Raw genomic sequence first — 25731 nt, forward strand, 5'->3', positions numbered from 1 at the left:
ACTTGCGAGACGGGATACAAAATTCGCTAAAGCGTCGCAGGCTCAATGGATTGGCCGCGACATGGTTAATCTTTAATGCAGGAGCCTGCGTATGTCCAACGAATATCTCTTTACTTCCGAATCCGTTTCTGAAGGTCACCCCGACAAGGTCGCCGATCAGATTTCCGATGCGATTCTGGATGCCATCTTCACCCAAGACCCACAATCCCGTGTTGCTGCTGAAACGCTGTGCAATACCGGCTTGGTCGTGCTTGCCGGTGAAATCACCACACGCGCCAATGTCGATTATATCGATGTTGCACGCGAAACCATCAAACGCATCGGCTACGACAATGCGGATTACGGTATTGATTACAAGAGCTGCGCAGTGCTGGTGGCGTACGACAAGCAATCGCCTGACATCGCGCAAGGCGTGGATGAAGGCAAGGGCCTCGATCTCGATCAGGGTGCCGGCGATCAGGGCTTGATGTTCGGCTATGCCTGTGACGAAACACCGGAACTGATGCCGGCCGCCATTTATTACGCGCACCGTATCGTTGAGCGCCAGTCGCAATTGCGCAAGGATGGCCGTTTGCCTTGGCTGCGTCCGGATGCCAAATCGCAAGTTACATTGAAGTATGTGGATGGCCGTCCGGTGGCAATCGATACCATCGTGCTGTCGACCCAGCATTCGCCGGAAATGGAACACAAGGCAATTGAAGAAGCGGCGATCGAAGAAATCATTCGCCCTGTGGTGCCGGCTGAATGGATCAAGAATACCCGCTACCTGATCAACCCGACCGGACGTTTCGTCATCGGCGGGCCGCAAGGCGATTGTGGTCTGACTGGCCGCAAGATCATTGTGGACACCTACGGCGGCGCAGCACCGCACGGCGGCGGCGCATTCTCCGGCAAGGATCCTTCCAAGGTTGACCGTTCGGCTGCCTACGCCGGCCGTTATGTGGCAAAGAATATCGTGGCCGCCGGTCTGGCGTCGCGTTGCCAGATTCAGGTGTCGTATGCAATCGGTATTGCCAAGCCGACATCGGTCATGGTCACCACCTTCGGTACCGGCAAGGTCAGCGATGAAAAGCTGGCGCAACTGGTGCTTGAGTATTTCGACCTGCGTCCGAAGGGCATCGTGCAGATGCTCGATCTGTTGCGTCCGATCTATCAAAAGACCGCTGCCTATGGTCACTTCGGCCGTGAAGAACCGGAGTTCACATGGGAACGTACTGACAAGGCCGCGGCACTGAAAGCAGCTGCCGGCTTCTGAGTAATGGTTTAAGTCATGTATTCCCGGGACAGGTGCAAGCCTGCTCCGGGGATTCATGATTCAAGAAGAATTGCATGATGTGCGTTGGCATTTCGCACAAAAAGTGTTTTACAATGCCTTTCCGTATCAAGGAGCGTTGCGACAGGAAACTCCTGCCAGGCTTGATACCGTTACACCGCAACTGCGCTCACGTTTCTTTTTTTCTTAATTTGAAAGGAGGGCGTGATGAACGCCGCAGTAATGACTACTTCCAATACCTCTTCCCAAGACTACGTAATTGCCGATCTGACACTGGCAGCATGGGGTCACAAAGAAATCCGCATCGCCGAAACTGAAATGCCTGGCCTGATGGCGATTCGCGAAGAATTCGCCGCGGCCCAGCCGCTCAAGGGCGCACGCATCACCGGTTCGATCCACATGACGATCCAGACTGCCGTGCTGATTCAGACACTGGAAGCACTCGGCGCCAAGGTGCGTTGGGCCTCCTGTAATATTTATTCGACGCAGGATCATGCCGCGGCAGCGATTGCCGATGCCGGTACGCCAGTGTTTGCATACAAGGGCGAATCGCTCGATGAATACTGGGAATTCACGCACCGCATTTTCGAATGGCCGGGTGAAGAACAAGCCAACATGATTCTGGATGACGGCGGCGATGCTACCTTGCTGCTGCATCTGGGTACCCGTGCCGAAAAAGACGCATCGGTTCTGAACAATCCGACCTCGGAAGAAGAAATCTGCCTGTTCAATTCGATCAAGAAACGCTTGGCTGCGCATACCAACTGGTACTCGTCGCGTCTGGCGCAAATCAAGGGCGTGACAGAAGAAACCACGACTGGCGTGCATCGTCTGTATCAAATGCACAAGGATGGCAAGCTGGCATTCCCAGCCATCAACGTCAATGATTCCGTCACCAAGTCGAAGTTCGACAACCTGTACGGCTGCCGCGAATCGCTGGTGGACGGCATCAAGCGCGCCACCGATGTCATGATCGCCGGCAAGGTTGCCGTGATCGCCGGTTACGGTGATGTCGGCAAGGGTTCGGCCCAGGCCATGCGTGCCTTGTCGGCCCAGGTGTGGGTAACCGAAGTTGATCCGATCTGCGCATTGCAGGCGGCGATGGAAGGCTATCGTGTCGTGACCATGGAATACGCGGCTGAGCACGGCGACATTTTCGTCACCTGCACCGGCAACTATCATGTGATCACCCATGACCACATGAAGCGCATGAAAGATCAGGCTATTGTCTGCAACATCGGTCACTTCGACAATGAAATCGAAGTCGCTGCATTGAAGCAATACACCTGGGAAAACATCAAACCGCAAGTCGATCACATCATCTTCCCTGACGGCAAGCGCATCATCCTGCTGGCAGAAGGTCGCCTGGTCAATCTCGGTTGCGGCACCGGCCATCCTTCGTACGTGATGAGCTCGTCATTCGCCAATCAGACCATCGCGCAGATCGAACTGTTTGTGAACACCAAGTCGTATCCGGTTGGCGTCTATACCTTGCCCAAGCATCTGGATGAAAAGGTCGCGCGCCTGCAATTGAAGAAATTGAATGCGCAACTGACTGAACTGACAGAAGAGCAGGCATCGTATATCGGTGTGCAGAAAGTCGGCCCATACAAGCCGGAACACTACCGTTATTAATCTCGGCAACGAGTAGCGGTCAACACGGAAGTCGCGGCGCACGGCAGGTTGCGCCCGGCTTGCGGTGATACCTCCAACGCTGAAAAAGGAAATCCCATGTTATTGCTGATCACCTGGCTTATCAACGCGCTGGCGCTGCTTGCGGTTCCGTATCTGCTGCATTCGGTGCAGGTCGACAGTTTTGGCGCAGCATTGATTGCGGCGCTGATTCTCGGATTCGTCAATACCATCGTGCGACCGGTGCTGGTCTTGCTGACGTTGCCGGTAACCATGCTGACGCTGGGACTGTTCATCCTGATCATCAATGGACTGATGTTCTGGGTCGTGGCGCAACTGGTGGGTGGTTTTCATGTGGCCGGTTTCTGGTCGGCAGTTGGCGGTGCCTTGCTTTACAGCATCGTGTCATGGGCTTTGTCCACCTTGCTGCTCAGTGCGCGTGGCAGATAACCCAGTTTCAGGTTGAAGATAAATGAAACCACATAATTTCAGTATTGAATTCTTTCCGCCCAAGACCCCGGAAGGCGTGGAGAAACTGCGCATTACCCGGGCCCGGCTGGCGGAGCTGGGTCCCAAGTATTTCTCCGTGACTTTCGGTGCCGGCGGTTCGACCCAGCAAGGTACGCTCGATACCGTGCTGGAAATCATGGGCGAAGGACACGCGGCAGCACCGCATCTGTCTTGCCTCGGCAGTTCGCGTGCGGCCTTGCGCGACATACTGAATGAATACAAGTCGCACGGCATTACCCGTCTGGTCGCTTTGCGGGGCGATTTGCCGAGCGGATATGGCGCGATGGATGCCGCTTCGAGTGAATTCCGGTATGCCAATGAGCTGGTCGAATTCATTCGCCAGGAAACCGGCGAATGGTTTCATATCGAAGTCGGTGCCTATCCTGAAATGCATCCGCAGGCCAAGTCGCCGCAAGATGATGTGCGGCACTTTGCGGCCAAGGTACAGGCCGGCGCGAACGCAGCAATCACGCAGTATTTTTACAATGCCGACGCCTATTTCAGTTTTGTCGAAGACAGCCAGAAACTGGGCGTCAATATTCCGATCGTGCCGGGCATCATGCCGATCACCAATTACTCGCAGCTGATGCGGTTTTCCGATATGTGCGGCACTGAAATCCCGCGCTGGATTCGCCTCAAGCTGGCCAGTTACGGCGACGATGCGGAATCAATCCGGGCGTTTGGTCTGGATGTGGTGACGCAATTGTGTGAGCAGTTGCTGGAAGGTGGCGCTCCCGGTTTGCATTTCTATACGCTCAATCAGCCGGCGGCCACCTTGGCTATCTGGCAACGTCTGACGACCTGATCGTCCGGATGGATGCATATGCAGTGGCGAAGCCGGCTTGCAAGAGCCGGCTTTTTCATGCGCGGACGGGGTCAGCCTTCCGTGATCATCAGATCCAGTGCGATGTCGTGGGCGGCACCGATAAAATCAACCTGCCCGGCCGCATAGGCAATGCCGATCGTGAGCGGTCGCGGGACAGGCGCCAGCGTGCGGTCGTAAAAGCCGCCGCCGTAGCCCAGCCGGAAGCCGCCGGCATTGAAACCGACACAGGGAATCAATAATGCCTGCGGTATTGTGTGTTTGCCATCGACGGGAATTGATGTGCCCAGTGCATCCTTGATCAAGGCCTCGCCGGGTTTCCAGCTCAGGAATTCCAGTCCCTGATCCGGACCAAGAATATTTGGCAGCGACAGGTGCACCCCTTGTGCGTTCAGCGCGTTATAGGCTTGCAGCAAATCCGGCTCATTGCGGATCGGATAGTAGACCCCGAGGCTGGTTACCGGGTGTGCTTGCCACCAATCCAGAATGCGGGCGCAGATAATCGCGTCGGCCGCTGCTTTTTCCGCTGCCGGCAACGCACGACGGGCCGCCAGCAAACGGGCGCGCAAGGCTTTTTTTGCCACTGCATCGGTGGCGGGCAAAGCAGAGCCGCGTGCTATGCTAGGTGTTGTCATTTGTTCCAATCCGGGGTCATAGAAGAATGCAATTAAAGAAATGTTTGGCTATCGCTGCCAGTATCGCCACCGCCGTCTGTTTCGCGTTGCCGGTGCAAGCACAAAAACGTTTGCCTGCCGGCGCTACTCCAGATGATATCTTTCTGGCGCTGCGCGATGCCGCCCGCAGCGATGATTCAGCCACCGCCGCCAGTCTGGCCGCACGTTTGCCGGACTACGCCATTGCTTCCTACGTCGACTATTATCGGTTGAAACCGCGCATTCGCGACTTTAGCGCAACGGAATCCGAGATTCGGGACTTCCTGACGCGTTATGAAGGCAGTGCCATTGCCGATCGCTTGCGTAACGACTGGTTGCTGGCATTGGGCAAACGTGGCGACTGGACCGTGTTCGATGAACAATACCCGCAATTTGTACTGAACGACGATGTACAGGTCAAATGCTTCGCACTCAATTCCCGAGCCCTCAAGGGACAGAATGTTGCCGACGAGGCGCGCGCCTTGTTGGTGTCGCCCAAAGATTATGGTCAGGGTTGCAGCGACCTGATCGCGACGCTGGCGCAAAATCATCAGTTTGACGATAACGATGTGTGGACACAGATCAGGCAGGCCGCCGAAGCCGGCGCAAATAACGTCGCCCGTCGCGCTGCGCTGTTTACCGATAACGGCGACACTTCGTTGCAGCAGGCGACCGATAAACCGGCATTGGTACTGGCGCGCGGTCCCGGCCGTGGACGTACCAGCCATGAGCTGTACATCATTGCGCTGGGCCGCGCGGCCAAGAACAATCCGCAACAGGCCGCCAGTTTTCTCAGCGATGGCGGCAGCAAGCTGACGGCGCAAGAACAAGCGCTGGGCTGGGCCCAAATTGCCTTGCCGGCGTCGATGAAGCTGGCGCCGGAAGCCATCGATTACTGGCGCAAGACCAAAGATGCACAGTTGTCGAATGAGGGTTACCAGTGGAAGGTACGCATGGCGCTGCGCGCCGGTGACTGGAAATTGGTGAAGTCGACGATTGAAGCGATGCCACCGGCGTTGCGCAGTGACATTACCTGGACCTATTGGCTCGGTCGTGCACAGCAAGAAGGTGGACAAAACGAAGCGGCGCAGAAGCAATTCCAGGCCATTGCTTCCAATATCAGTTTCTACGGTCAGCTGGCAACGGAAGAGCTGGGTCAGAAAATCATGATTCCGCCCGGACCGACCCCGGCAACCGCCGCTGAAATCGCGCCGATGGCCCAAAACAGCGGGTTCAAACGGGCATTCAAATTCTACGATTTGAATATGCGTTTCGAGGGCATTCGCGAATGGAACTGGGAGTTGCGCAAGATGAATGACCGCCAATTGCTGGCGGCAGCAGAATTTGCACGGCAAAACGATGTGCTGGACCGCATGGTCAATACTTCCGACCGCACCAGGACGGAAATGGATTTCACGCAACGCTTTCCGGCGCCGCATCTGACAGAAATGTCGGCCAACACGCGTCCGCTGGGTCTCGAAACTGCCTGGGTATATGGCCTGATCCGTCAGGAATCGCGCTTCATCAAGAATGCGCGTTCGCATGTCGGTGCTTCCGGCCTGATGCAGCTGATGCCGGCCACCGCCCGGTTTGTCGCCAAGAAAATCGGCCTGGTGGAATTCACGCCGGATCAGATCAATGACATCAATACCAACCTCTTGCTTGGTACCAGCTATCTGAACATGGTGCTGGGCAATCTGGATGGCTCGCAACCGCTGGCGACCGCGGCCTACAACGCCGGCCCGGGACGTCCGCGCAGCTGGCGTTCGACCCTGGCCCGTCCGGTCGAAGGCGCTATCTTTGCGGAATCGATTCCGTTTACCGAAACGCGTGGTTACGTCAAGAACGTGATGTCGAACGCCACCTATTACGCCGCGTTGTTCGAGGGCAAGCCGCAATCACTCAAACAGCGATTGGGCCAGGTTGCTCCGCGTGCGAATACGCCGACTGATTTGCCCTGACGACTGGTTCAGGTTCAAGGCATGGTTGCATGGTGCATCCCTGCCGGATGGCGAAAGAACGAAGAATCCACGACGAAAGTGATGACCGTGTATGGCGCACCAGAATGTTCTCGTAATCGGCGGTTCCGGTTTTATCGGTAGCAGGGTAGTGGCGCAACTGGCGCGCGGTACGGATTACCGGGTGACGGTGCCGACCCGGCGTTACGAGCGTGCCAAGCATTTGCTGGTGATGCCGACGGTCGGCCTGACAGAGGTGAATGTCCATGACGATGCGGTGCTCGATGCGCTCATTGGCAATGCCGACGTGGTGATCAATCTGGTGGGCATCCTGCATGGCAGGAAAGGTGCAAAAGGCAGTGCCTATGGCGCCGGCTTTGAGGCGGCACATGTGGCGTTGCCGCGCCGGATAGTCGCCTCCTGTGCACGTCAGGGTGTGGGGCGCTATCTGCACATGAGTGCCCTTGGCGCTTCCGCGCAGGCACCGTCGATGTATCTGCGCTCCAAGGCCGATGGCGAAACGGCCGCGTTCTCTTCTCCTGCCGTCGCGGCTACCGTATTCCGGCCTTCGGTCGTATTCGGCGAGGGCGATAATTTTCTGAACATGTTTGCCAGCCTGCAAAAGCGTTTGCCGCTGATGCCATTGGCTGGTGCCGACAGCAAGTTCCAGCCGGTGTATGTCGGCGATGTGGCGCAGGTGATCGTGCAGGCATTGCGGCAGGATCGATATTGCGGAAAGCGTTATGATCTGGTGGGCCCCACTGTTTACAGTTTGCGCGAGCTGGTTCATCTGGCTGGCGTCTATGCCGGTCACCCGCGCACCATCCTGGGTTTGCCGCCGGCATGGGCTTATTTGCAGGCCTGGGCGCTGGAGTACTTGCCCGGACGCATGATGAGCCGGGATAATCTGGCATCGCTGCAAATCGACAGTGTCGCCGCCGATGCCCCCGCCGCTGAACCGGGCTTGACGCCGACCGCGCTGGAATCGATTGCGCCGCGTTATCTGGCCGGAGTGCATACGCAGCAGCAACTGGATGCCTTCCGGCGCAACGCCAAGCGCTGAGTGATGCGCGATACGCTGAGCCGTTATGCCCGGCAGCGAATTTTATTTAAGGACAGACGATGCAAAACACAGAACTTGACCCGGTGTTGTCGGAAACATTAAGAAAAGCCGGAAAAAATTCGCTGACACTGGTGATCGGCAACAAGAATTACTCTTCCTGGTCAATGCGTCCGTGGGTCGCTGCAACGGCCTTTGATATCCCCTTCAAGGAAATTCGCATCGTGCTGGATCAGCCCGATACCGGCAACCGGATTGCCGAATTTTCCGCTGCCGGCCGGGTGCCGGTCCTGCTCGATGGCGAAACCACGATCTGGGATTCGCTGGCGATCTGCGAATATCTGGCCGAACAATTTCCCGATCGCGGCATGTGGCCGCAAGATGTGGCGGCACGCGCCGTAGCGCGCAGCATCTGTGCCGAAATGCATTCCGGCTTTACCGGTTTGCGCAGCGCCATGGGCATGGATATTCGCGGTCGCTATCCGGGCCAGGGCCGCACCCCGGAAGCGCAAGGCGATATCGGTCGCGTGTGTGAAATCTGGGAAGATTGTCTGGCCCAATTCGGACATCACGAATTTCTGTTTGGCGACTTCTCGATTGCCGATGCCTTTTATGCACCAGTCGTCATGCGTTTTCGCAGCTATCAGGTGTCGCTGGCACCAGCCTTGCAGGCCTATTGCGACCGCGTGGTTGCACATCCTGCGGTGGCGCGCTGGATCACGGCAGCGTTGGCGGAAACTGAAGTGCTGCCTGATCACTGATACCGCAGCATGGAAATCTATACCGTCGGTGGCGCAGTCCGCGATGAGTTGCTTGGCTTGCCTGTGCGCGACCGCGATTACGTGGTCGTCGGCGCCACACCAGAACAGATGGTGGCGCAGGGATTTCGGCCGGTAGGCAAGGACTTCCCGGTGTTCCTGCATCCCGAGACGCAGGAAGAATATGCACTGGCCCGTACCGAACGCAAGACTGCTCCGGGCTACAAAGGCTTTGTATTTCATACTGACGCCGACGTCACGCTGGAGCAGGATCTGGTGCGGCGCGACCTCACCATCAATGCCATGGCGCGCGCCGCCGATGGCACGCTGACCGATCCGTTCGGCGGTGCACGCGATATCGATGCCAGAATATTCCGTCATGTCTCGACCGCCTTTGCCGAAGATCCGGTACGCATTCTGCGGTTGGCGCGCTTTGCCGCCCGCTTTCCCGATTTCACGGTAGCGCCCGAAACCAATGTGCTGATGCAGGCCATGGTGGCACAAGGTGAAGTCGATGCGCTGGTGCCGGAGCGGGTCTGGCAGGAACTGGCGCGCGGATTGATGGAACGGCAACCGTCGCGCATGTTTGCAGTCTTGCGTGATTGCGGCGCGCTGGCCCGGCTGCTGCCGGAACTGGACGTGTTGTGGGGCGTGCCACAACCTGAAAAACATCATCCCGAAATCGATACCGGCGTGCATGTCATGCTAGTGATCGACTACGCGGCGCGGCAAGATTTTTCGCTGGAAATTCGCTTTGCCGCATTGATGCACGACCTCGGCAAAGGCACCACACCCGCTGACGAATGGCCCAGTCATCACGGTCATGAGGCGCGCAGCGTCAAATTGCTGGAAACGGTTTGCAGTCGTCTCAAGGTACCGAATGATTGCCGCGATCTGGCGCGCATTACCGCGCGTGAACATGGCAATGTCGGGCGCGCCTTTGAGTTGCGGCCGGCGACCATCGTGACGCTGCTCGGGCGTTGCGACGCCTTCCGCAAACCGGAGCGCTTTGTCGACATGTTGCGCGCTGCCCAATGCGATCATTGTGGTCGTACCGGTTTCGAACAACGACCATTTCCCCAGGCCGCCTATCTCGAAGCTGCGCTGCAGGCCGCGCGACAGGTCGATGCCGGCGCCATTGCCGCGCAGCATCAGGCGCAGCCACAACGTATCGCAGAAGCGGTGCAAGCCGCCAGAACTGCGGCGGTAGCGGCATATATCGCGGTAAACCGCTGATTTCACGATATTTCGTAATACACTGCTTTCTTTTGCATGCGGTCCCCTTTGATGCCCAATGTCTTTTCCAATCTGTTTGCCAAGCTGACTGCCGGCCGCTTTACGCCGGCGGGTGCGCATGGCGCGCCAGAGCGGCCGATGATTCTGGTCAAAGAGTTGTCGCCGCGTGCACGCCGCAGATTGTTGCGCCATTTTCTGGCGCTCGAAGAAAAGGACCGTCTGCTGCGGTTCGGTTCCAAGCTGTCGGATGAACTGGTGACGCGCTACGTTGAAAATATCGACTTTTCGCGTGACACCGTCTTCGGCGTCTACGACCGCAAATTGCGTTTGCTCGGCGTCGGTCATCTGGCTTTCGCGCCGCGTGAAAAATCACCGGTGAGCGGCGCCACCATCAAGGCCAAGGTCGCGGAATTCGGCGTGTCGGTTTCGGCCGCGGCCCGCGGCATGGGCGTCGGATCCAAATTGTTTGAACGGGCGGCGATACGTTGCCGTAATGTCGATGTCGATACCCTGTACATGCATTGCCTGTCCTCCAACAAGGTGATGATGCATATCGCCAAAAAGGCCGGCATGGAAATCCATCGCGATTTCGGTGAAGCCGATGCTTACCTCAAACTGAAGCCGGCCAATTCCGCCACCGTCTTTCAGGAAGCCATGGAAGAGCAGGTCGCAACGCTCGATTATTTCGTCAAGGCCAACATGCGCGCCCTGTTCAAATGGATCGGCAGTCTCTCCAAAGGTGAGCGGCAGTAACCTGCAATGTGCTCCTGTCATCGTGGCCTCAGGCAGGCTGCTCGCCTGAAAACGGCGCATAATGCTTGTATTGCAAAGATTTAAGATATTCATGAATACCAAGGCTTCTACCGACGATTTTTTTGCCAGCATCGCTGCCAAATCCGACAGCGGCGCGTTGCGCGGCGACTATACCCATGCTGACGAGCGCTTTGTCGTAGCGCAGAACTGGGATGCCTATACGCCGCAACAACATCAGTTGTGGCGCCGGTTATATGAGCGCCAGGCGCGCCTGATTCCGGGACGCGCCTGCGACGTGTTCGTGGAAAGTCTCAATGCGCTGGATGTGTCGGACGGCATTCCGCGTTTCGATCGCACCACCGAAGCCCTGTTCAAGGCGACCGGCTGGGAGCTGGTGGCGGTGCCGGGACTGGTGCCGGATCAGACCTTTTTCGAACATCTGGCCAACCGTCGCTTTCCGGTGACGGTCTGGCTGCGTGAAGAACATGAGTTCGACTACATTGTCGAACCCGATGTCTTTCATGATTTCTTCGGCCACGTGCCATTGTTGTTCAATCCGATTTTCGCCGAACATTTGCAGGAATACGGCAAAGGCGGTCTGAAAGCCCTGAAGCTGGATGGGCTGGCATTTCTGGCGCGGCTGTACTGGTACACGATCGAGTTCGGACTGATTCAGAGTCCTGAGGGTTTGCGGGTCTATGGCGCCGGCATCCTGTCGTCCGGCGGCGAGATCGAATATTGCCTCACCAATCCGGCGCCGCGCCGCATTCCCTTCAATGTCGAACGCGTCATGCGCACCTTGTACAAGATTGACTCGTATCAGGAAACCTATTTCGTGATTCAGGATTTTCAGCAATTGTTCAATGACACGGCGCCGGATTTCACTGCCTTGTACCAAAAGCTCAAGGCATGTGATGCTCTGCCGGCAGACACGCTGTTGCCCGCGGAAACCAATCTGATCGTTGCATGAAAAAAGCGGACCCGGCGCAAAACGGGGTCCGCAAGCTAGTGAGGCTGTTCAACACTAGAGGAGGAAAGTAGTCACGAGAAGGTGCCGGGCCCGGTATTACATGCGCCCATCCTTTACTCCTGCAAGCTATTAGACGCCGGTTTGCAGCGCGCTTCTCTTTCATTTACTTGCTGTTACAACTGCGTCCGTTGCCATTTTTTCAAGTAAGTTCTGCGCCGGCTATCTGCCCGTTTCTGCGAAGACACGGGCTATTTTTTTGCGACAACAATGTAAAGCGAATGTAAAGCGAAGAGCAGCGAGCTGCATCACGCAATATTCCCGGATAAAAACATTATCAGCGTTGCTCCGTTGAAAATAACTACGCGCTCAATAAGATGGTTGGGTACGTTTTGCACTGCGTACATTTCAAATTTCTTATCTGTTTACGAATGGAGGATGCATGGAAAAAGTAAATGCAATGGTGTTGGCGCATGTCAGTGGCGGTTGGGCGCCTCCTTGGCATGGTATGTACCAAAGTGGTCTGGCGAAGCCGTGTCCCGATGGCAGCAGCAGTGGCAGCGGCAGCCCGGGCAGCGTGCCGTCGGGGCCGGGCGTGAATATTCGGCCAAGTCCGGGTTCCGGCGCTTTCCAGCCTTGGGATCCCAACGACAAGGATGATGATCAAGCCGGCCTCGGCTGATCGTGATGGATTGTTTGTATCAGGAACCGCTTGCCAATGACGATTGGTGACTTGTTTTGAATTTGTTTTTTCCGGTCCTCGCCGCATCTTGTTTGCGAGTCGCGGCGTTCCGGATGTTGCGCCGTGCGTAGCGCCATCTCCGTCCTTGTGCTAGTGTAGTCACATTAAAAAAGAAACTGTTTTGCTCACAAAGTGAACACGTTTTAATCGCGTCAGGAACCGACGCATGTGCAACCAAAGACACGATTTTTGGCACGGAGACAGATGGCATGAACGCACCCCTCAATTCCGGTCAGCGACTATTGCTGGACGATATTTCCCTCGACGATAAATACACGCTGGAGCGTGGTCACGTTTTCATGACCGGCATCCAGGCGCTGGTTCGTCTGCCGATGCTGCAACGGCAAGCCGATGTGCGTGCCGGGTTGAATACGGCCGGTTTCTTTACCGGCTATCGCGGTTCACCGTTGGGCACCGTCGATCTGACTGCGGCCAAGGCCAAGAAATATCTGGAAGCGAATCACATCAAGTTTCATCCCGGCATGAATGAAGATCTTGCCGCCACCAGTGTCTGGGGCACGCAGCAAGTCAATCTTTTTCCGGGCGCACAATACGACGGCGTGTTCGGACTCTGGTACGGCAAAGGTCCGGGTGTTGATCGTTGCGGCGACGTGTTCAAGCACGCCAACATGGCCGGCACCTCACGTCACGGCGGCGTGCTGGTGATCGCCGGCGACGACCATGCGGCCAAATCCTCCACCACTGCGCATCAGAGCGAGCACATTCTGAATGCCTGCGGTATCCCGGTCTTGTATCCGTCCACGGTGCAGGAATATCTCGACTATGGTTTGCATGGCTGGGCCATGAGTCGCTATACCGGTTTATGGGTGTCACTGAAATGCGTGACCGATATTGTCGAATCCGGGATGTCGGTCAATATCGATCCGGACCGCGTCAAGATCGTCTTGCCGGAAGATTTTCAGTTGCCACCGGGCGGTTTGAACATCCGCCAACCGGATACCGTGCTGGAGCAGGAAACCCGGATGAACGTGTATAAATGGTACGCGGCACTGGCCTATGCGCGCGTCAATCAACTCAATAAAATCATCTGGGATAGTCCGCGCGCGCGCATCGGTATTATCACCGCCGGCAAATCGTATCTGGATACGCGGCAGGCGCTGGAAGATCTCGGCATTGATGAAAACGTCGCGCGCGATATCGGCATCCGGCTTTACAAGATCGGCATGACCTGGCCGCTGGAAGCCGAAGGTGTGCGCAACTTTGCGCAAGGGCTGGAAGAAATTCTGGTGGTGGAAGAGAAGCGCCAGATTCTGGAATATCAACTCAAGGAAGAACTGTATAACTGGCGCGATGATGTGCGGCCGCGCGTGGTCGGCAAGTTCGACGACACCGGCGAGTGGAGCGGCTCGCCGCAACAGGGACATGGCAACTGGCTGTTGCCGGCTACCTATGAATTGAATCCGGCGCAAATCGCGCGTGCCATCGCTACCCGCATTTCGAAATACTTTGCCGGACATCCGGTCGAGCAACGCGTCAAGGTGCGGATCGCCTATCTCGAAGCCAAGGAAGGGGCGCTGAACGTCAGCACCAAGGCAGATCCGACCAAGGACCGCATTCCCCATTTCTGCTCCGGTTGCCCGCACAATACCTCGACCAGGTTGCCGGAGGGCAGTCGCGGTCTGGCCGGTATCGGCTGCCATTACATGGTGACCTGGATGGACCGCGAATCGTCACTGTTCACGCATATGGGCGGCGAGGGCGTGACCTGGGTCGGACAAGCCCCCTTTACCAGTGAAAAACACGTGTTTGCCAATCTGGGCGACGGCACTTATTTTCATTCGGGTTTGCTGGCGGTGCGCGCTTCGGTCGCGGCCAGCGTCAACATCACCTACAAGATTCTGTATAACGATGCGGTCGCCATGACCGGTGGTCAGGAGTTTGACGGCCCGCTCGATCCGGCCATGATTTCGCGCCAGCTGGCAGCGGAAAATGTGACGCCGATTATTGTGGTTACCGATGAACCGGATAAATATCCGTCCGGTACGCCATGGGCGGAAGGTGTCACCATTCGTCATCGCAGCGAACTCGATGCCGTACAACGCGAGTTGCGCGAAAAGCCTGGCGTCTCTGCGATGATCTACGATCAGACCTGCGCTTCGGAAAAACGTCGTCGCCGCAAACGCAATGAATATCCGGATCCGGCCAAGCGGGCTGTGATCAACGAGGCTGTCTGCGAAGGTTGCGGTGATTGCAGCGTGCAGTCGAATTGCCTGTCGGTTGAGCCGCTGGAGACCGAGTTCGGCCGCAAACGTCAGATCAATCAATCGTCGTGCAACAAGGACTACTCCTGCGTCAATGGTTTTTGTCCGAGTTTCGTGACGGTAGAAGGCGGCCAGCTCAAGAAACCGAAACGCATCGAAGCGCCGGGCAGCAAGCCGGGTCCCGATGCCGCGACCTATGCTTTGCCGCAGCCGGTGTTGCCGCCGCTGACACAACCGTACGGCATCATCGTCACCGGTATTGGCGGCACCGGCGTGATCACCATCGGCCAGATTCTGGCGATGGCGGCGCACGTCGAGGGCAAAGCCTGTTCGGTACTGGATATGAGCGGGCTGGCGCAAAAAGGCGGGCCGGTCATGTCGCACGTGCGTCTGAGCGACCACGCCGATGATATTTACTCGACCCGGGTGGGTACCGGTGCCGCCGATCTGGTCATCGGTTGCGACGTGATTGTCACGGCCGGACGTGATGCATTGTCGCGCATGGGCGAAGGACGTACGCATGCGGCAGTGAATGCAGCGCAGACGCCGACTGCCGCCTTTGTGCGCAATCCGGACTGGCAATTTCCGGCGGCGAGCGCGCAGCAGAGTATTCAGGAGGCATGTGGCAAAGACCGGGTGGCGATGATTGATGCCGGCGGTATTGCGGCAGCATTGCTGGGCGATGCCATCGCGACCAACATGTTCATGCTCGGCTATGCCTGGCAGCATGGCTGGGTGCCATTGTCCGAGGCCGCTTTGTTGCGGGCAATCGAACTCAACGCCTTGTCGGTGGCATTCAACAAGCAGGCCTTCGGCTGGGGCCGGGCCGCTGCGCATGATGCCGAGGCCGTGCTGCAAGTGGCACGCAGCAATGGCATGAGCACGCAGCCGCAGGCCCAGGTCATCGATTTCAAGCATCCACCGTCACTGGAACATCAGATCACAACGCGCGGGGAATTTTTGTCGGCGTATCAGGATGCCGCATACAGCCGCCACTATCAGGATGTGGTGGCCAGGGTGCGCACCGCTGAAACGGCACTGGGTGATGCCGGCAAGCCATTGCGGCTAACGCATGCCGTGGCGCAGTATCTGTTCAAACTGATGGCTTACAAAGATGAGTATGAAGTGGCGCGTCTGCATACGGCAACGGCATTTCGCAACAAGATCAGCGCCATGTTCGAAGGTGATTACAAACTGAAATTCCATCTGGCGCCGCCCTTGTTCGCCAGGCACGATGCCAAGGGGTATCTGATCAAACAGGAATTCGGTTCGTGGATGATGCAAGCGTTTGGCGTGCTGGCGAAATTCAAATTCCTGCGCGGCACCGCGTTCGATCCGTTCGGGCATACCGCTGAGCGCAAACAGGAGCGGGCGTTGATTGCGCAGTATCAGCGGACGCTGGAGATACTGCTGGCGCGGTTGAACGAGGCGAATCTGACGCAGGCAGTGGCGATTGCCAGTATTCCGGAAGAGATTCGTGGTTATGGTCACATCAAGGAACGGCATTTGCTGGCAGCGCAAAGCAAGCATGCCGAACTGATGCGCATGTTTGATGCAGGTGAGACACCGCAGGTACCGGGCGGCGGCAAACGCGCAGCTTGACCGCCGATGCGGATGAAACGCGGACGGTGTCTAGCCGGCTGACTTCAGGTGACCGCCGCTGGCGCGTTCAATGCTGGCCAGATCGCGCCAGCTTTGCACGGCATCGAAACCGTGTGCGTCAAGCAGCGCGCGCACCGCTGCGGCCTGATCGTAACCATGTTCCAGCAACAGCCAGCCGCCGGGCAGGAGATGATCGGCAGCGCCGGCGATGATGATGCGCAAGGCCGACAAGCCATCATCATGATCGGTGAGTGCATCGACTGGCTCAAAGCGTAAATCGCCTTCTGCCAGATGGCGGTCGCCGGCCACAATGTAGGGTGGATTGGAAGCGATCACGGCAAAACGCTGGTGGCCGGCGTCGTTCAATGCGGCGTACCAGTCGCTGCGCAAAAAAGAGACGCCGGGGGCATGCCGCAAGGCGTTCGCGCGTGCGATCTGCAATGCGGCATCACTGACATCGAGGGCGGTGACGGCCGCATCCGGGCGCTGATGCGCGATGGCCACGGCAATCGCACCGGAACCGGTGCCCATATCGAGCAGACTGGCACCGGGCGGCAGTCGTTCCAGCGCCAGCTCCACCAGCAATTCGGTTTCCGGACGTGGAATCAATACTGCCGGCGATACCTGCAGCGGCAGGCCGAAAAATTCTCGCTCGCCAACAATATAGGCAATCGGTTCACCGTCCAGCCTTTGCTGAAACACGTCATTGAGACGCGCCGTTTCTGCGGCCGAGACAATCCGCTCGGATTGCGTGATCAGCTGGATCCGGCTCAAACCGAGCACATGCGACACCAGAATGCGGTTTTCCAAGGCCTCCAGCGGCGCTTGCCTGAGCAATGTTGCGACGTCCAGAGCGGCCGCGAAGGGGAAAGAAGCAGTCACCGCAGATGCCATCAACGCCGTTTGAACAGGCTGCGGCCCAGCACGATGGCGATGATGGCGAACCAGATCAGAGACCATTGCGGAATCGACAGGCCCAGAATCGGATCGTAAGGCGTGGAGCAAAAGCCGTCCGCCCTGAACAACTGCGGGAACATCTTGGCGGTGGCAATCGTATTGAGCGAAGTTTCCAGCGGATCAACGCCGCAGGAAGTGCCCGGATGCGCCTGCACCCACAGATGCCAGCCGGCAGTGCCAACGCCGCCGAGTGCGGTCAGCAGACCGAGACCGGCGCCGGCTTTGGCGGTGCCGGCAGGCAAAAAGGCAAAGATGATGCAGATGATGGCAATGGCGGCAAACAGATAGCGCTGGATGATGCACAAAGGGCAAGGTGCCATTTCCTGCACGATTTGCAGGTACAGGGCTGCGCCCAGCAGGGCGATGCAGATCAGGGCAACCAGCAGAAGCGAGGATTTTGTCGATTTCATAACGCGAGCGAAAGGTCGGTGCGGTTAATGGGAATATCTGTAAAACGGCCGTCAAGCTGCGGTAACCGGAGCAGACTCATGCCGTAGTGCAAGTGATCATACCTGCAACAATATAAGTGTGCAGGATACGCGCGCCGATTGGATCACCGGCCGTCAGAAAAGTTTGTCGGTCGCTGAAGATATTTCACTGCGGGTTGAAACATTGTTGATGCAGCCGGGATTGCGGTTTCAGCCTTCGTCCCCGAGGGCGGCCAGCAACTCGGCCTGATGTTCGGTGATCAAGGCATTGGTCAGCTCGTCGAGATCACCATCCATGATGAAATCGAGTTTGTACAGCGTCAGGTTGATGCGGTGGTCGGTCATCCGGCCTTGCGGGAAATTGTAGGTGCGGATGCGTTCGCTGCGGTCGCCGGAGCCGATCAGCGATTTGCGGGTGGCGGCTTCCTTCGATTGCTGTTCGCGCAACTGCACATCCTTGATGCGCGCTGCCAGCACTTTCAATGCCGATGCCTTGTTCTTGTGCTGACTGCGGTCGTCCTGACATTCGACCACGATGCCGGTCGGAATATGGGTGATGCGAACCGCCGAATCGGTTTTGTTGATGTGCTGACCACCGGCACCCGAGGCACGGTAGGTATCGATGCGGATATCGGCCGGGTTGATGTTGACGTCTTCAACTTCGTCGGCTTCCGGCATCACCGCCACCGTACAGGCCGAGGTATGAATGCGTCCTTGTGTTTCCGTGGCCGGCACGCGTTGTACACGGTGCCCGCCGGATTCGAATTTCAGGCGCGAATAGGCGCCGGTGCCGGCGATGCGCACGATGACTTCCTTGTAGCCGCCGATCTCGGACTCTGACGCCGACACCATCTCCACCTGCCAGCGCTTGCGCTCGGCAAAGCGTGAATACATGCGCAGCAAGTCGCCGGCAAACAGCGCCGATTCATCACCACCGGTACCGGCCCGGATTTCCAGGAAGATATTGCGTTCGTCGTTGGGATCCTTGGGCAGCAGCATCTTTTGCAGATCGCCTTCCAGTGCTTCCATCCGCGCTTTGGCGGTGCTGATTTCCTCTTGCGCAAATTCCTTCATGTCCGGATCGGACAACAATTCCTGCGCCGTCCCGATATCGCCGGCAGCTTGCGTGTACGCGCTGTAGAGCGTCACCAGCGGACCGAGTTCGGCGTGCTCGCGCGTCATCTTGCGGTAGCTGTCCATGTCGGCGGTCGCATTTTCCTGCGCCAGCAGACTATTCAATTCTTCCAGTCGTTCGGCGAGCTGGTCGAGTTTGGAGAGCATTGATGGTTTCATTGCGTGAGCTTATTTTCTGATGACGGGAAGAATGAGGCGCGGCTTGCGTCGCGTCGGAGGATGGCTGCGCGGGCAGCCGACAGGCGGGGGACGCTAACGCTTGGTGCGGAACAATTGCGGCAGCAACTGCACCAGTTGCGTGCGGTCTTCGCCTTGCGCATGATGCAGCGCCTGCTGCGGACCATGCAGGAACTTGGCGGTCAAGCCTTTGGACAAGGCTTCCAGCACGCTGTCGATGTCATCGCCTTTGGACAGCATCTTGCGCGCCCGTTCCAGTTCTGCCAGACGCAGAATTTCACCGCTGTCCTGCAAATCCTGAATGATGGGCACGACGGCGCGGGTATCGATCCAGTGCATGAAGGACTGCACCCGGGTCTCAATGATGGCTTCGGCCTGGGCTACTGCTGCCTGCCGGTTTTCGACACCGCTTTGGACCACGGAGGCGAGGTCATCCACGGTGTACAGGAATACGTCATCAAGGCGCGACACTTCGGATTCGATATCGCGCGGCACCGCCAGATCAACCATGAAAATCGGTTTGTGGCGACGCGCCTTCACCGCGCGCTCCACCAGACCGAGACCGATGATCGGCAACGATGAGGCGGTACAGGAAACCACGATGTCGAAGTTTGCCAGTTGTGTCGGCAAATCGGCCAGCCGGATGGCATTGCCGTTGAAGCGGTGTGCCAACTGTTCGCCGCGTTCCAGCGTGCGGTTGGCCACCGTCAGTGTCTTGGGATTTTGCGCCGCGAAATGCGTGGCGCACAATTCGATCATTTCACCGGCGCCGATGAACAAGACATTCTGGCCGGAAATCGAATCAAAGATGCGTTGCGACAATCGTACTGCCGCGGCCGCCATCGACACGCTGTGAGCGCCGATTTCGGTAGTGCTGCGCACTTCCTTGGCAACTGCAAAGGTGCGCTGGAACAGTTGGTGCAGATAGGTGCCGAGTCCGCCGGCAGCGTCAGCCTGACGCACTGCGTCTTTCATCTGCCCCAGGATCTGCGGTTCGCCGAGCACCATCGAATCCAGACCGGAGGCCACGCGGAAGGCATGACGCACGGCGTTGTCTTGCGGCAGCGCGTATAGGAACGGTCGCAGTTCAGCGTAAGACAGTTGATGATAGTTGGCGAGGAAATGTGCGGTGCTGTCGATGGCGGCATCGACGCCGCCCGGGGTCTTGCTGGCGGCATACAACTCGGTGCGGTTGCAGGTCGAAAGAATCGCCGCTTCACCGGTGCCGGCGGTGTTGCCATCCATGTTGCCGAACCAGGCACGCGCAGACGCCACTGCCTGACCAATCTGATCAGTAGGGAACGCTACTTTCTCGCGCAGTGAAACCGGCGCGGTAGTGTGATTGAGGCCGACGGCAAGCAAGTGCATATATTTGCAGGGGAACCGCGATAAAGCTGGAGGGAAATCTCGCCGCTATTATACCCCTTGTGAAGCATGGTCATTCAAGCCGGGTGCGGCAAAGCGCCAGATCGCTAATGATTCTCAATGACAGCTTGTCAGATTGCCAAGCCGATTTCCGGTGCGCGGTTCAGTTGGCCGTCGCAGTCAGCGGTTCCAGCTGATAACCGTAGCCATAAACAGTATTCAGGCGGAACCCGTTTTCCGGACGCAATTGCAGTTTGTTGCGGACACGCGAGATATGGGTATCCATCGTGCGCGACGGGATTTCGTCTTCGCGACCCCAGATGGTTTCTTGCAGGAAAGCACGTGACAGCGGCCGGCCAAGATTGTTGAACAGCAGCAAGGCCAGTGCAAATTCTTTTTGCGTCACGGCCAGCGGTTTGCCGTTGAGGCTGATCACATTGGTTGGCGTCTCGAACTGGTAGCCGGCGAAATGCTGTTGTTGCCGCTCATCATGATCGGGATACGCGCGTTGCAGCAGAACCTGTACGCGCGCCGCCAGTTCATGACGGCGCAGCGGCGCCAGCAGATAATCCGTCATGCCGGCGCCCACTGCTGCCGGCAGGTTCTTCAGGTTGCTGGCCGCCGCCGTCACGGTCAGCAGTACCGGAATCGACGCGCTCGCGGCCCAGTCCAGAATATCCGGCATGCGGGTATCGTCGCCGCGCCATTCCAGAATCAGCAAATGCGGCGGCTGCTGTTGCAGGTCGCCGGCGTTTTCTTCATGACGACAGGCATGGGTATCCAGCACCCGCATGATCAATGCAGCTTGCTCGGGCGACTGGTAGAGGAGGGAAATATGCATGTGCTGAGCAGGTCAGCGCCATTCGCGCCGGCCGGCGACTCAATGAGCCGCCGGCCGGGTTGTATCAGGGCGCTTCTGCGTCCGGCAATACCACGTTGACGTCCAGCACTTCGAGGTTGCCCTGGCGATCAAGCGAAATCTTGATGTCGTCGGCGTTGACCTTGGTGTACTTGGAAATGACTTCGATCAGTTCCTTGTGCAAGGCTGGCAGGAAGTCATAACCCTGGCCGTGACGACCGCCGCGTTCGCGGGCGATGATGATCTGCAAGCGCTCTTTGGCTGCAGTCGCGCTTTTCGGCTTCGGCGGAAACAGGAAAGAAAGCAATGCCATAACTATTTACCTCCGAAGATGCGCTGGAGAATCCCAGGCTTTTCATAACTGGTAAAACGCAGCGGCACATCTTGGCCGAGGAAGCGCGAGACCAGATCCTGATACGCTTCGGCGACGTCGGTTTCTTTCAGGTGAATGGCTGGATTGCCCTGATTGGAGGCATGCAGCACCGATTCAGATTCAGGAATGATGCCGACCAGCGGAATCCGCAGGATTTCCTGTACGTCAGTGTAGGACAGCATTTCACCGGCGTCGACCCGCTTCGGCGAATAACGGGTGATCAGCAAATGTTCCTTGACCGGTTCGCCGCCATTGAGGGCGCGTCGCGATTTGGCCTGAATGATGCCGAGAATGCGATCGGAGTCGCGCACCGACGATACTTCAGGGTTGGTCACGATGATGGCTTCATCGGCGAAGGTCAATGCCATCACGGCACCGTGTTCGATACCGGCCGGCGAATCGCAGATGATGTATTCGAAATCCATTTTTTGCAGGTCGTCGAGCACGCGCTCCACGCCTTCTTCCGACAGGGCATCCTTGTCGCGGGTTTGCGAGGCCGGCAGGATGAACAGGTTGTCGCAGTGCTTGTCCTTGATCAGCGCCTGATTCAGCGATGCTTCCTTGTTGACGACATTGATCAGGTCGTACACCACGCGGCGTTCGCAACCCATGATCAGATCGAGGTTACGCAGACCGACGTCGAAGTCGATCACAACTGTCTTGTGTCCGCGCAAGGCCAGGCCTGATGCGAAACTGGCGCTTGAAGTCGTTTTGCCGACACCGCCTTTGCCGGATGTCACAACGATGATTTTTGCCACAAAAAACTCCTTAAAAGATCAATGATCGTGATGTATTCATGCTTTGGCGGAGTTGACCGGAATCACATCGATCCGGTCGCCGCTCAGGCGAATTTGTACTTGTTTCTGCGCCAACTCTGCCGCGTGGCCATTCTCGAACGTTCTGTAGACGCCGGCGATGGAAACCAGTTCCGCTTCCAGGCTGGTAGTGAAGATACGCGCTTCGGTATTGCCGCTGGCGCCTGCCAGCGCGCGGCCGCGCAACGGCGCATAAATATGGATGCTGCCATCGGCGATGATTTCCGCGCCGTTGTTGACTGCCGCCATGATAACCAGATCAGCGCCGCGGGCGTAAATACGCTGGCCGGCGCGTACCGGGGTGTCGACAAACACGGTGGTCAGTTGCAGTTGTGGCTGCTGTTGTGCTGCGGGCGCAGCAGGCACCGGGGCTGGCGCCGGAGCAGCAGGCGCTGCCGCTGGCTCTGCTGCCACTTCCTGCGGCTTCGCCACGCTGTCGATGCTCAGACCTTGCGCCAGAATTTCTGCGTGCAATTCGGGGGCGGCATTCCGTACGGCAACGGTATTGAGGCGATAGCTCTTGAACAGCTTGACCAGTGCGGCCCAGTCAATGGCACCGCTGGCGGCGTCGAGCGCGCTGACATCGAAGATCGCAAATTCGTCTTCGAAGAAGTCGGATGCGCCGCCGGTCATCTCTTTGAGGGCCTTATCCAGCAATGCCGGATCGGTTTCATGCAGAATCGCCGAAATGGCGACAACTGTGGATATCTTGATTTCGATCGGTTTACGGGCTTTTTGCATAAATTGGTTAATGCCGGCAAACGTGCCGGGAAATCATCTAAAGGTAAGAAGGGAATGCTGACGGCGGATGTGGCAGTGCCGATATTGGTTTTGCATTATACAGTCAGGCTGGCAGCCGCAAAGGGCCTGAGCGCAGCAATCTGATGCAGTTTGATGGCGGGCCCCGCCGATCCGGGGCTGACATGTTTCCGGAAAGGAAATATTGCAGCGAAAATCACGCGCTGACGGCAGCCGGGCAAGCCGGAATGGAGGTTGCCCGGCAGTGGAAAACAATATCGCCGGAAGGATCACTTCCGGCGATATTGTCAGTACGGCAATCAATTCACGCGAATCGTTCAGCCCGGTACTTTACCGTCCACACCTTCGACGTAGAACTTGACGCCATGCAGGAAGCCGTCATCGGCAACGGCATCCCTGGCAACCACTTCCTTGCCGCTGTTGTCCTTGATCGGACCTTTCCAGATCGGTGCGCTGCCATCGATGATGCCGGCTTTGCGGGTCTCGACCAGGGTCTTGACGTCGGCCGGCAGATCAGGATTGAGGGCGCCGAGGTCGATGGCTTTTTCCTTCAGGCCGAGCCAGCTGCTCTGGGATTTCCAGGTGCCGTCGAGTACTTCGCCGACGCGCTGATTGTAATAAATGCCCCAGTCAATGATGGATGCGCCCAGATGTGCCTTGGCACCGAAGCTGGTCATGTCGCTGTCCCAGCCGAATGCATATACGCCTTTTTCCTGCGCGGTTTGCACTACCGCAGCGGAGTCGGTGTTTTGCATCAGCACGTCAACGCCCTGACCGATCAGGGTCGTGGCCGCTTCACGTTCCTTGCCCGGATCGAACCATTTGTTGACCCAGACCACGCGGGTGGTGGCTTTCGGATTGACCGAACGGGCGCCCAATGTGAACGAGTCGATGTTGCGGATCACTTCCGGAATCGGTACTGACGCCACCACGCCGAGCTTGCCGGTTTTGCTCATCTTGCCGGCGACCACACCGGCCAGATAGGCACCTTCATAAGTCCGCACGTCGTACTGGGTCATGTTGTCGGCAGTCTTGAAGCCGGTAGCATGTTCGAATTTGACGTCCGGGAATTCCTTGGCGACCTTGAGCATCGCTTCCATGTAGCCGAAGGTAGTGCCGAAGATCAGCTTGTTGCCATCGGTTGCCAGTTGCCGAATCACGCGTTCGGCATCGGCGGCGGACTCAGGAACGTTTTCCACGAAAGTGGTCTTGACCTTGTCGCCGTATTTCGCTTCCACTGCCTTGCGGCCATTGTCATGGGCAAAGGTCCAGCCGGCATCGCCGACCGGTCCGATGTAGACAAATGCCACCTTCAACGGCTCGGCCGCAGCCGGTGCCGCAGCAGCCGGCGCAGCCGCCGCCGGTGGCGCCGGTTCTTCCTTCTTGCCACAGCCGATCAATGTGGCGGCTGCCAGTGTGGCGAGCATCGCCATCGATGCCCTGCGCGAAATTTTCATTTAATTCTCCCTCAGCGTTAAGTGGTTGAAACTACTGTAAATCCTACAGAAAAATCAAGTGGCGCCCGGACGGAATGGTTTGCCGAGCGAGGCCGGCATGTTCAGTCTGATCCAGTCAGGATTGCGCGAGATCAGCGCCAGCACCACGATGGTCGCAACATACGGCAACATCGACAGGATCTGGGAAGAAATCGTCACGCCAATGCCTTGCAAATAAAACTGCAGAATCGTCACGCCGCCGAACAACAACGCGCCCAGCAACACGCGCGCCGGCCGCCAGGTGGCAAATGCGGTCAGCGCCAGCGCAATCCAGCCGCGTCCGGACACCAGACCCTCGACCCACATCGGCGTATACACCAGCGACAGATAGGCACCGGCCAATCCGCAGCAGGCACCGCCGAACAGCACTGCCGCAAAACGGATGCCGCGTACCGAATAACCGAGCGCATGCGCCGATTCCGGCGATTCGCCGACTGCCCGCAAGACCAGACCGGCGCGGGTTCGATACAGGAACCATGCGCACAGTCCGCACAGCAGCAGGGCAACATAACTCATCCAGTGCTGATGAAACAAGGCCGGGCCGATAAACGGAATATCACCGAGCAGCGGTAGCGCATTGTTTTGCGGCGGCAGTGCAAAGCCGACAAAGCGTTGACCAATGAAGGCCGACAGGCCGGCGCCGAAAATCGACAGCGCCAGACCGGTGGCAACCTGATTGGTCGCCAGCAAGATGGCCAGCCACGAAAACAGCGTCGCCATCAGCATGCCGCATACGGCGCCGGCAACGAAGCCGAGCAACGGACTTTTGGTGTGATAGCCGATGGCAAAGCCGGCAATCGCAGCCACCAGCATCATGCCTTCGGCGCCGAGATTGAGGACGCCGGCGCGTTCATTGATCAGCAAGCCGATGGCGGCCAGCAGCAGCGGCGTGCCGGCATTGATCGACGCCGCGATCAGGGGAGCAAGTTGGTCCATATTATTTAGCCTTTCGGCGCAGACGGTAATCGATCAAGGTATCGCAAGCCAGCAGCAAGAACAGCAGCATGCCCTGGAAGACGCCGGTGATGGCAGAGGGCAAGCCGAGCCGCGATTGTGCCAGTTCGCCGCCGAGATACAGCAAGGACATGACCAGTCCGCCGAACACCGCGCCGAGCGGATGCAGGCGCCCGATGAAGGCGACGATGATGGCCGCGAAACCGTAACCGGGTGACACCGACG

24 protein-coding genes and 1 riboswitch are annotated in these 25731 nt (G+C 57.8%); of the genes, 12 read left to right on the forward strand and 12 right to left on the reverse strand.

Annotated elements, in window-relative coordinates; translation table 11 throughout:
• Nucleotides 1-91: 91 nt before the first annotated feature.
• The 4 genes from metK to metF all read left to right on the forward strand — a co-directional run bounded on the left by metK (nucleotide 92) and on the right by metF (nucleotide 4220).
• Nucleotides 92-1255, forward strand: coding sequence for a methionine adenosyltransferase (metK, locus tag AKL27_RS19600; RefSeq protein ID WP_050464553.1), 1164 nt, complete (start codon nucleotides 92-94; stop codon nucleotides 1253-1255).
• A 122-nt stretch (nucleotides 1256-1377) separates the two neighbouring features.
• Nucleotides 1378-1451, forward strand: a riboswitch (S-adenosyl-L-homocysteine riboswitch).
• A 29-nt stretch (nucleotides 1452-1480) separates the two neighbouring features.
• On the forward strand, nucleotides 1481-2908 hold the full coding sequence (gene ahcY / locus AKL27_RS19605) for an adenosylhomocysteinase (protein ID WP_050464554.1): 1428 nt from the start codon (nucleotides 1481-1483) through the stop codon (nucleotides 2906-2908).
• 96 nt (nucleotides 2909-3004) lie between these two features.
• A complete protein-coding gene (locus AKL27_RS19610; RefSeq protein ID WP_050464555.1) occupies nucleotides 3005-3355 on the forward strand; it encodes a phage holin family protein in 351 nt (116 codons plus the stop codon).
• A 22-nt stretch (nucleotides 3356-3377) separates the two neighbouring features.
• Nucleotides 3378-4220, forward strand: coding sequence for a methylenetetrahydrofolate reductase [NAD(P)H] (gene metF / locus AKL27_RS19615; protein WP_050464556.1), 843 nt, complete (start codon nucleotides 3378-3380; stop codon nucleotides 4218-4220).
• A 71-nt stretch (nucleotides 4221-4291) separates the two neighbouring features.
• Here the strand turns inward: metF and AKL27_RS19620 are convergent, their stop codons facing one another.
• Nucleotides 4292-4873, reverse strand: a complete 582-nt coding sequence (locus AKL27_RS19620) for a 5-formyltetrahydrofolate cyclo-ligase (RefSeq protein WP_050464557.1) — start codon at nucleotides 4871-4873, stop codon at nucleotides 4292-4294.
• A 26-nt stretch (nucleotides 4874-4899) separates the two neighbouring features.
• Here AKL27_RS19620 and AKL27_RS19625 point away from each other — a divergent pair, with 26 nt between their 5' ends.
• The 8 genes from AKL27_RS19625 (at nucleotide 4900) to AKL27_RS19660 (ending at nucleotide 16189) form a co-directional block, all read left to right on the forward strand.
• Nucleotides 4900-6852, forward strand: coding sequence for a lytic transglycosylase domain-containing protein (locus AKL27_RS19625; RefSeq protein ID WP_050464558.1), 1953 nt, complete (start codon nucleotides 4900-4902; stop codon nucleotides 6850-6852).
• Nucleotides 6853-6943: 91 nt separating this feature from the next.
• Nucleotides 6944-7912, forward strand: a complete 969-nt coding sequence (locus AKL27_RS19630) for a complex I NDUFA9 subunit family protein (RefSeq protein WP_050464559.1) — start codon at nucleotides 6944-6946, stop codon at nucleotides 7910-7912.
• A gap of 59 nt (nucleotides 7913-7971) precedes the next feature.
• Complete coding sequence (locus AKL27_RS19635) at nucleotides 7972-8670, forward strand: glutathione S-transferase family protein (protein ID WP_050464560.1); 699 nt, start codon at nucleotides 7972-7974, stop codon at nucleotides 8668-8670.
• A gap of 9 nt (nucleotides 8671-8679) precedes the next feature.
• A complete protein-coding gene (locus AKL27_RS19640) occupies nucleotides 8680-9903 on the forward strand; it encodes a multifunctional CCA addition/repair protein (RefSeq protein ID WP_050464561.1) in 1224 nt (407 codons plus the stop codon).
• Between the two features lie 51 nt (nucleotides 9904-9954).
• Entirely contained in the window at nucleotides 9955-10656 is a 702-nt protein-coding gene (locus tag AKL27_RS19645; RefSeq protein ID WP_083439168.1) for a GNAT family N-acetyltransferase, read from the forward strand.
• Nucleotides 10657-10747: 91 nt separating this feature from the next.
• Nucleotides 10748-11626 carry a phenylalanine 4-monooxygenase gene (phhA, locus tag AKL27_RS19650; RefSeq protein WP_050464562.1) on the forward strand — a complete coding sequence of 293 codons (879 nt, stop codon included), beginning with the start codon at nucleotides 10748-10750 and terminating at the stop codon, nucleotides 11624-11626.
• A 439-nt stretch (nucleotides 11627-12065) separates the two neighbouring features.
• The gene (locus tag AKL27_RS19655; protein WP_050464563.1) at nucleotides 12066-12305 is read left to right on the forward strand and encodes a hypothetical protein; all 240 of its coding nucleotides are present in this window, start codon (nucleotides 12066-12068) and stop codon (nucleotides 12303-12305) included.
• A 269-nt stretch (nucleotides 12306-12574) separates the two neighbouring features.
• Complete coding sequence (locus AKL27_RS19660; RefSeq protein WP_050464564.1) at nucleotides 12575-16189, forward strand: indolepyruvate ferredoxin oxidoreductase family protein; 3615 nt, start codon at nucleotides 12575-12577, stop codon at nucleotides 16187-16189.
• 30 nt (nucleotides 16190-16219) lie between these two features.
• Here AKL27_RS19660 and prmC read toward each other — a convergent pair whose 3' ends face one another.
• The 11 genes from prmC to AKL27_RS19715 form a co-directional block, all read right to left on the reverse strand.
• On the reverse strand, nucleotides 16220-17083 hold the full coding sequence (gene prmC, locus AKL27_RS19665; protein ID WP_050464565.1) for a peptide chain release factor N(5)-glutamine methyltransferase: 864 nt from the start codon (nucleotides 17081-17083) through the stop codon (nucleotides 16220-16222).
• A complete protein-coding gene (locus AKL27_RS19670) occupies nucleotides 17083-17556 on the reverse strand; it encodes a disulfide bond formation protein B (RefSeq protein WP_050464566.1) in 474 nt (157 codons plus the stop codon). The genes prmC and AKL27_RS19670 overlap by 1 nt, the downstream gene beginning before the upstream one ends.
• 228 nt (nucleotides 17557-17784) lie before the next feature.
• A complete protein-coding gene (gene prfA / locus AKL27_RS19675) occupies nucleotides 17785-18867 on the reverse strand; it encodes a peptide chain release factor 1 (RefSeq protein WP_083439169.1) in 1083 nt (360 codons plus the stop codon).
• 93 nt (nucleotides 18868-18960) lie between these two features.
• On the reverse strand, nucleotides 18961-20253 hold the full coding sequence (gene hemA / locus AKL27_RS19680; protein ID WP_050464568.1) for a glutamyl-tRNA reductase: 1293 nt from the start codon (nucleotides 20251-20253) through the stop codon (nucleotides 18961-18963).
• A gap of 160 nt (nucleotides 20254-20413) precedes the next feature.
• Nucleotides 20414-21091, reverse strand: coding sequence for a response regulator transcription factor (locus tag AKL27_RS19685; protein ID WP_157057019.1), 678 nt, complete (start codon nucleotides 21089-21091; stop codon nucleotides 20414-20416).
• Nucleotides 21092-21155: 64 nt separating this feature from the next.
• Nucleotides 21156-21422: a cell division topological specificity factor MinE gene (minE, locus tag AKL27_RS19690; protein ID WP_050464569.1), complete on the reverse strand. Its 267-nt coding sequence runs from the start codon at nucleotides 21420-21422 to the stop codon at nucleotides 21156-21158.
• Nucleotides 21423-21424: 2 nt separating this feature from the next.
• A complete protein-coding gene (gene minD, locus AKL27_RS19695; RefSeq protein WP_050464570.1) occupies nucleotides 21425-22240 on the reverse strand; it encodes a septum site-determining protein MinD in 816 nt (271 codons plus the stop codon).
• A gap of 36 nt (nucleotides 22241-22276) precedes the next feature.
• Nucleotides 22277-23038 (reverse strand): septum site-determining protein MinC, encoded by a 762-nt coding sequence (gene minC, locus AKL27_RS19700; RefSeq protein ID WP_050464571.1) that lies wholly within the window; start codon nucleotides 23036-23038, stop codon nucleotides 22277-22279.
• A gap of 335 nt (nucleotides 23039-23373) precedes the next feature.
• Nucleotides 23374-24513, reverse strand: coding sequence for a BMP family ABC transporter substrate-binding protein (locus tag AKL27_RS19705; protein WP_050464572.1), 1140 nt, complete (start codon nucleotides 24511-24513; stop codon nucleotides 23374-23376).
• 54 nt (nucleotides 24514-24567) lie between these two features.
• The gene (locus AKL27_RS19710; protein WP_050464573.1) at nucleotides 24568-25488 is read right to left on the reverse strand and encodes an ABC transporter permease; all 921 of its coding nucleotides are present in this window, start codon (nucleotides 25486-25488) and stop codon (nucleotides 24568-24570) included.
• A 1-nt stretch (nucleotide 25489) separates the two neighbouring features.
• On the reverse strand, nucleotides 25490-25731 hold a 242-nt coding region (locus tag AKL27_RS19715; protein WP_198156022.1), incomplete at its 5' end, for an ABC transporter permease.

Origin of the sequence: Herbaspirillum autotrophicum (assembly GCF_001189915.1) — a bacterium.
Lineage (GTDB): Bacteria > Pseudomonadota > Gammaproteobacteria > Burkholderiales > Burkholderiaceae_D > Herbaspirillum > Herbaspirillum autotrophicum.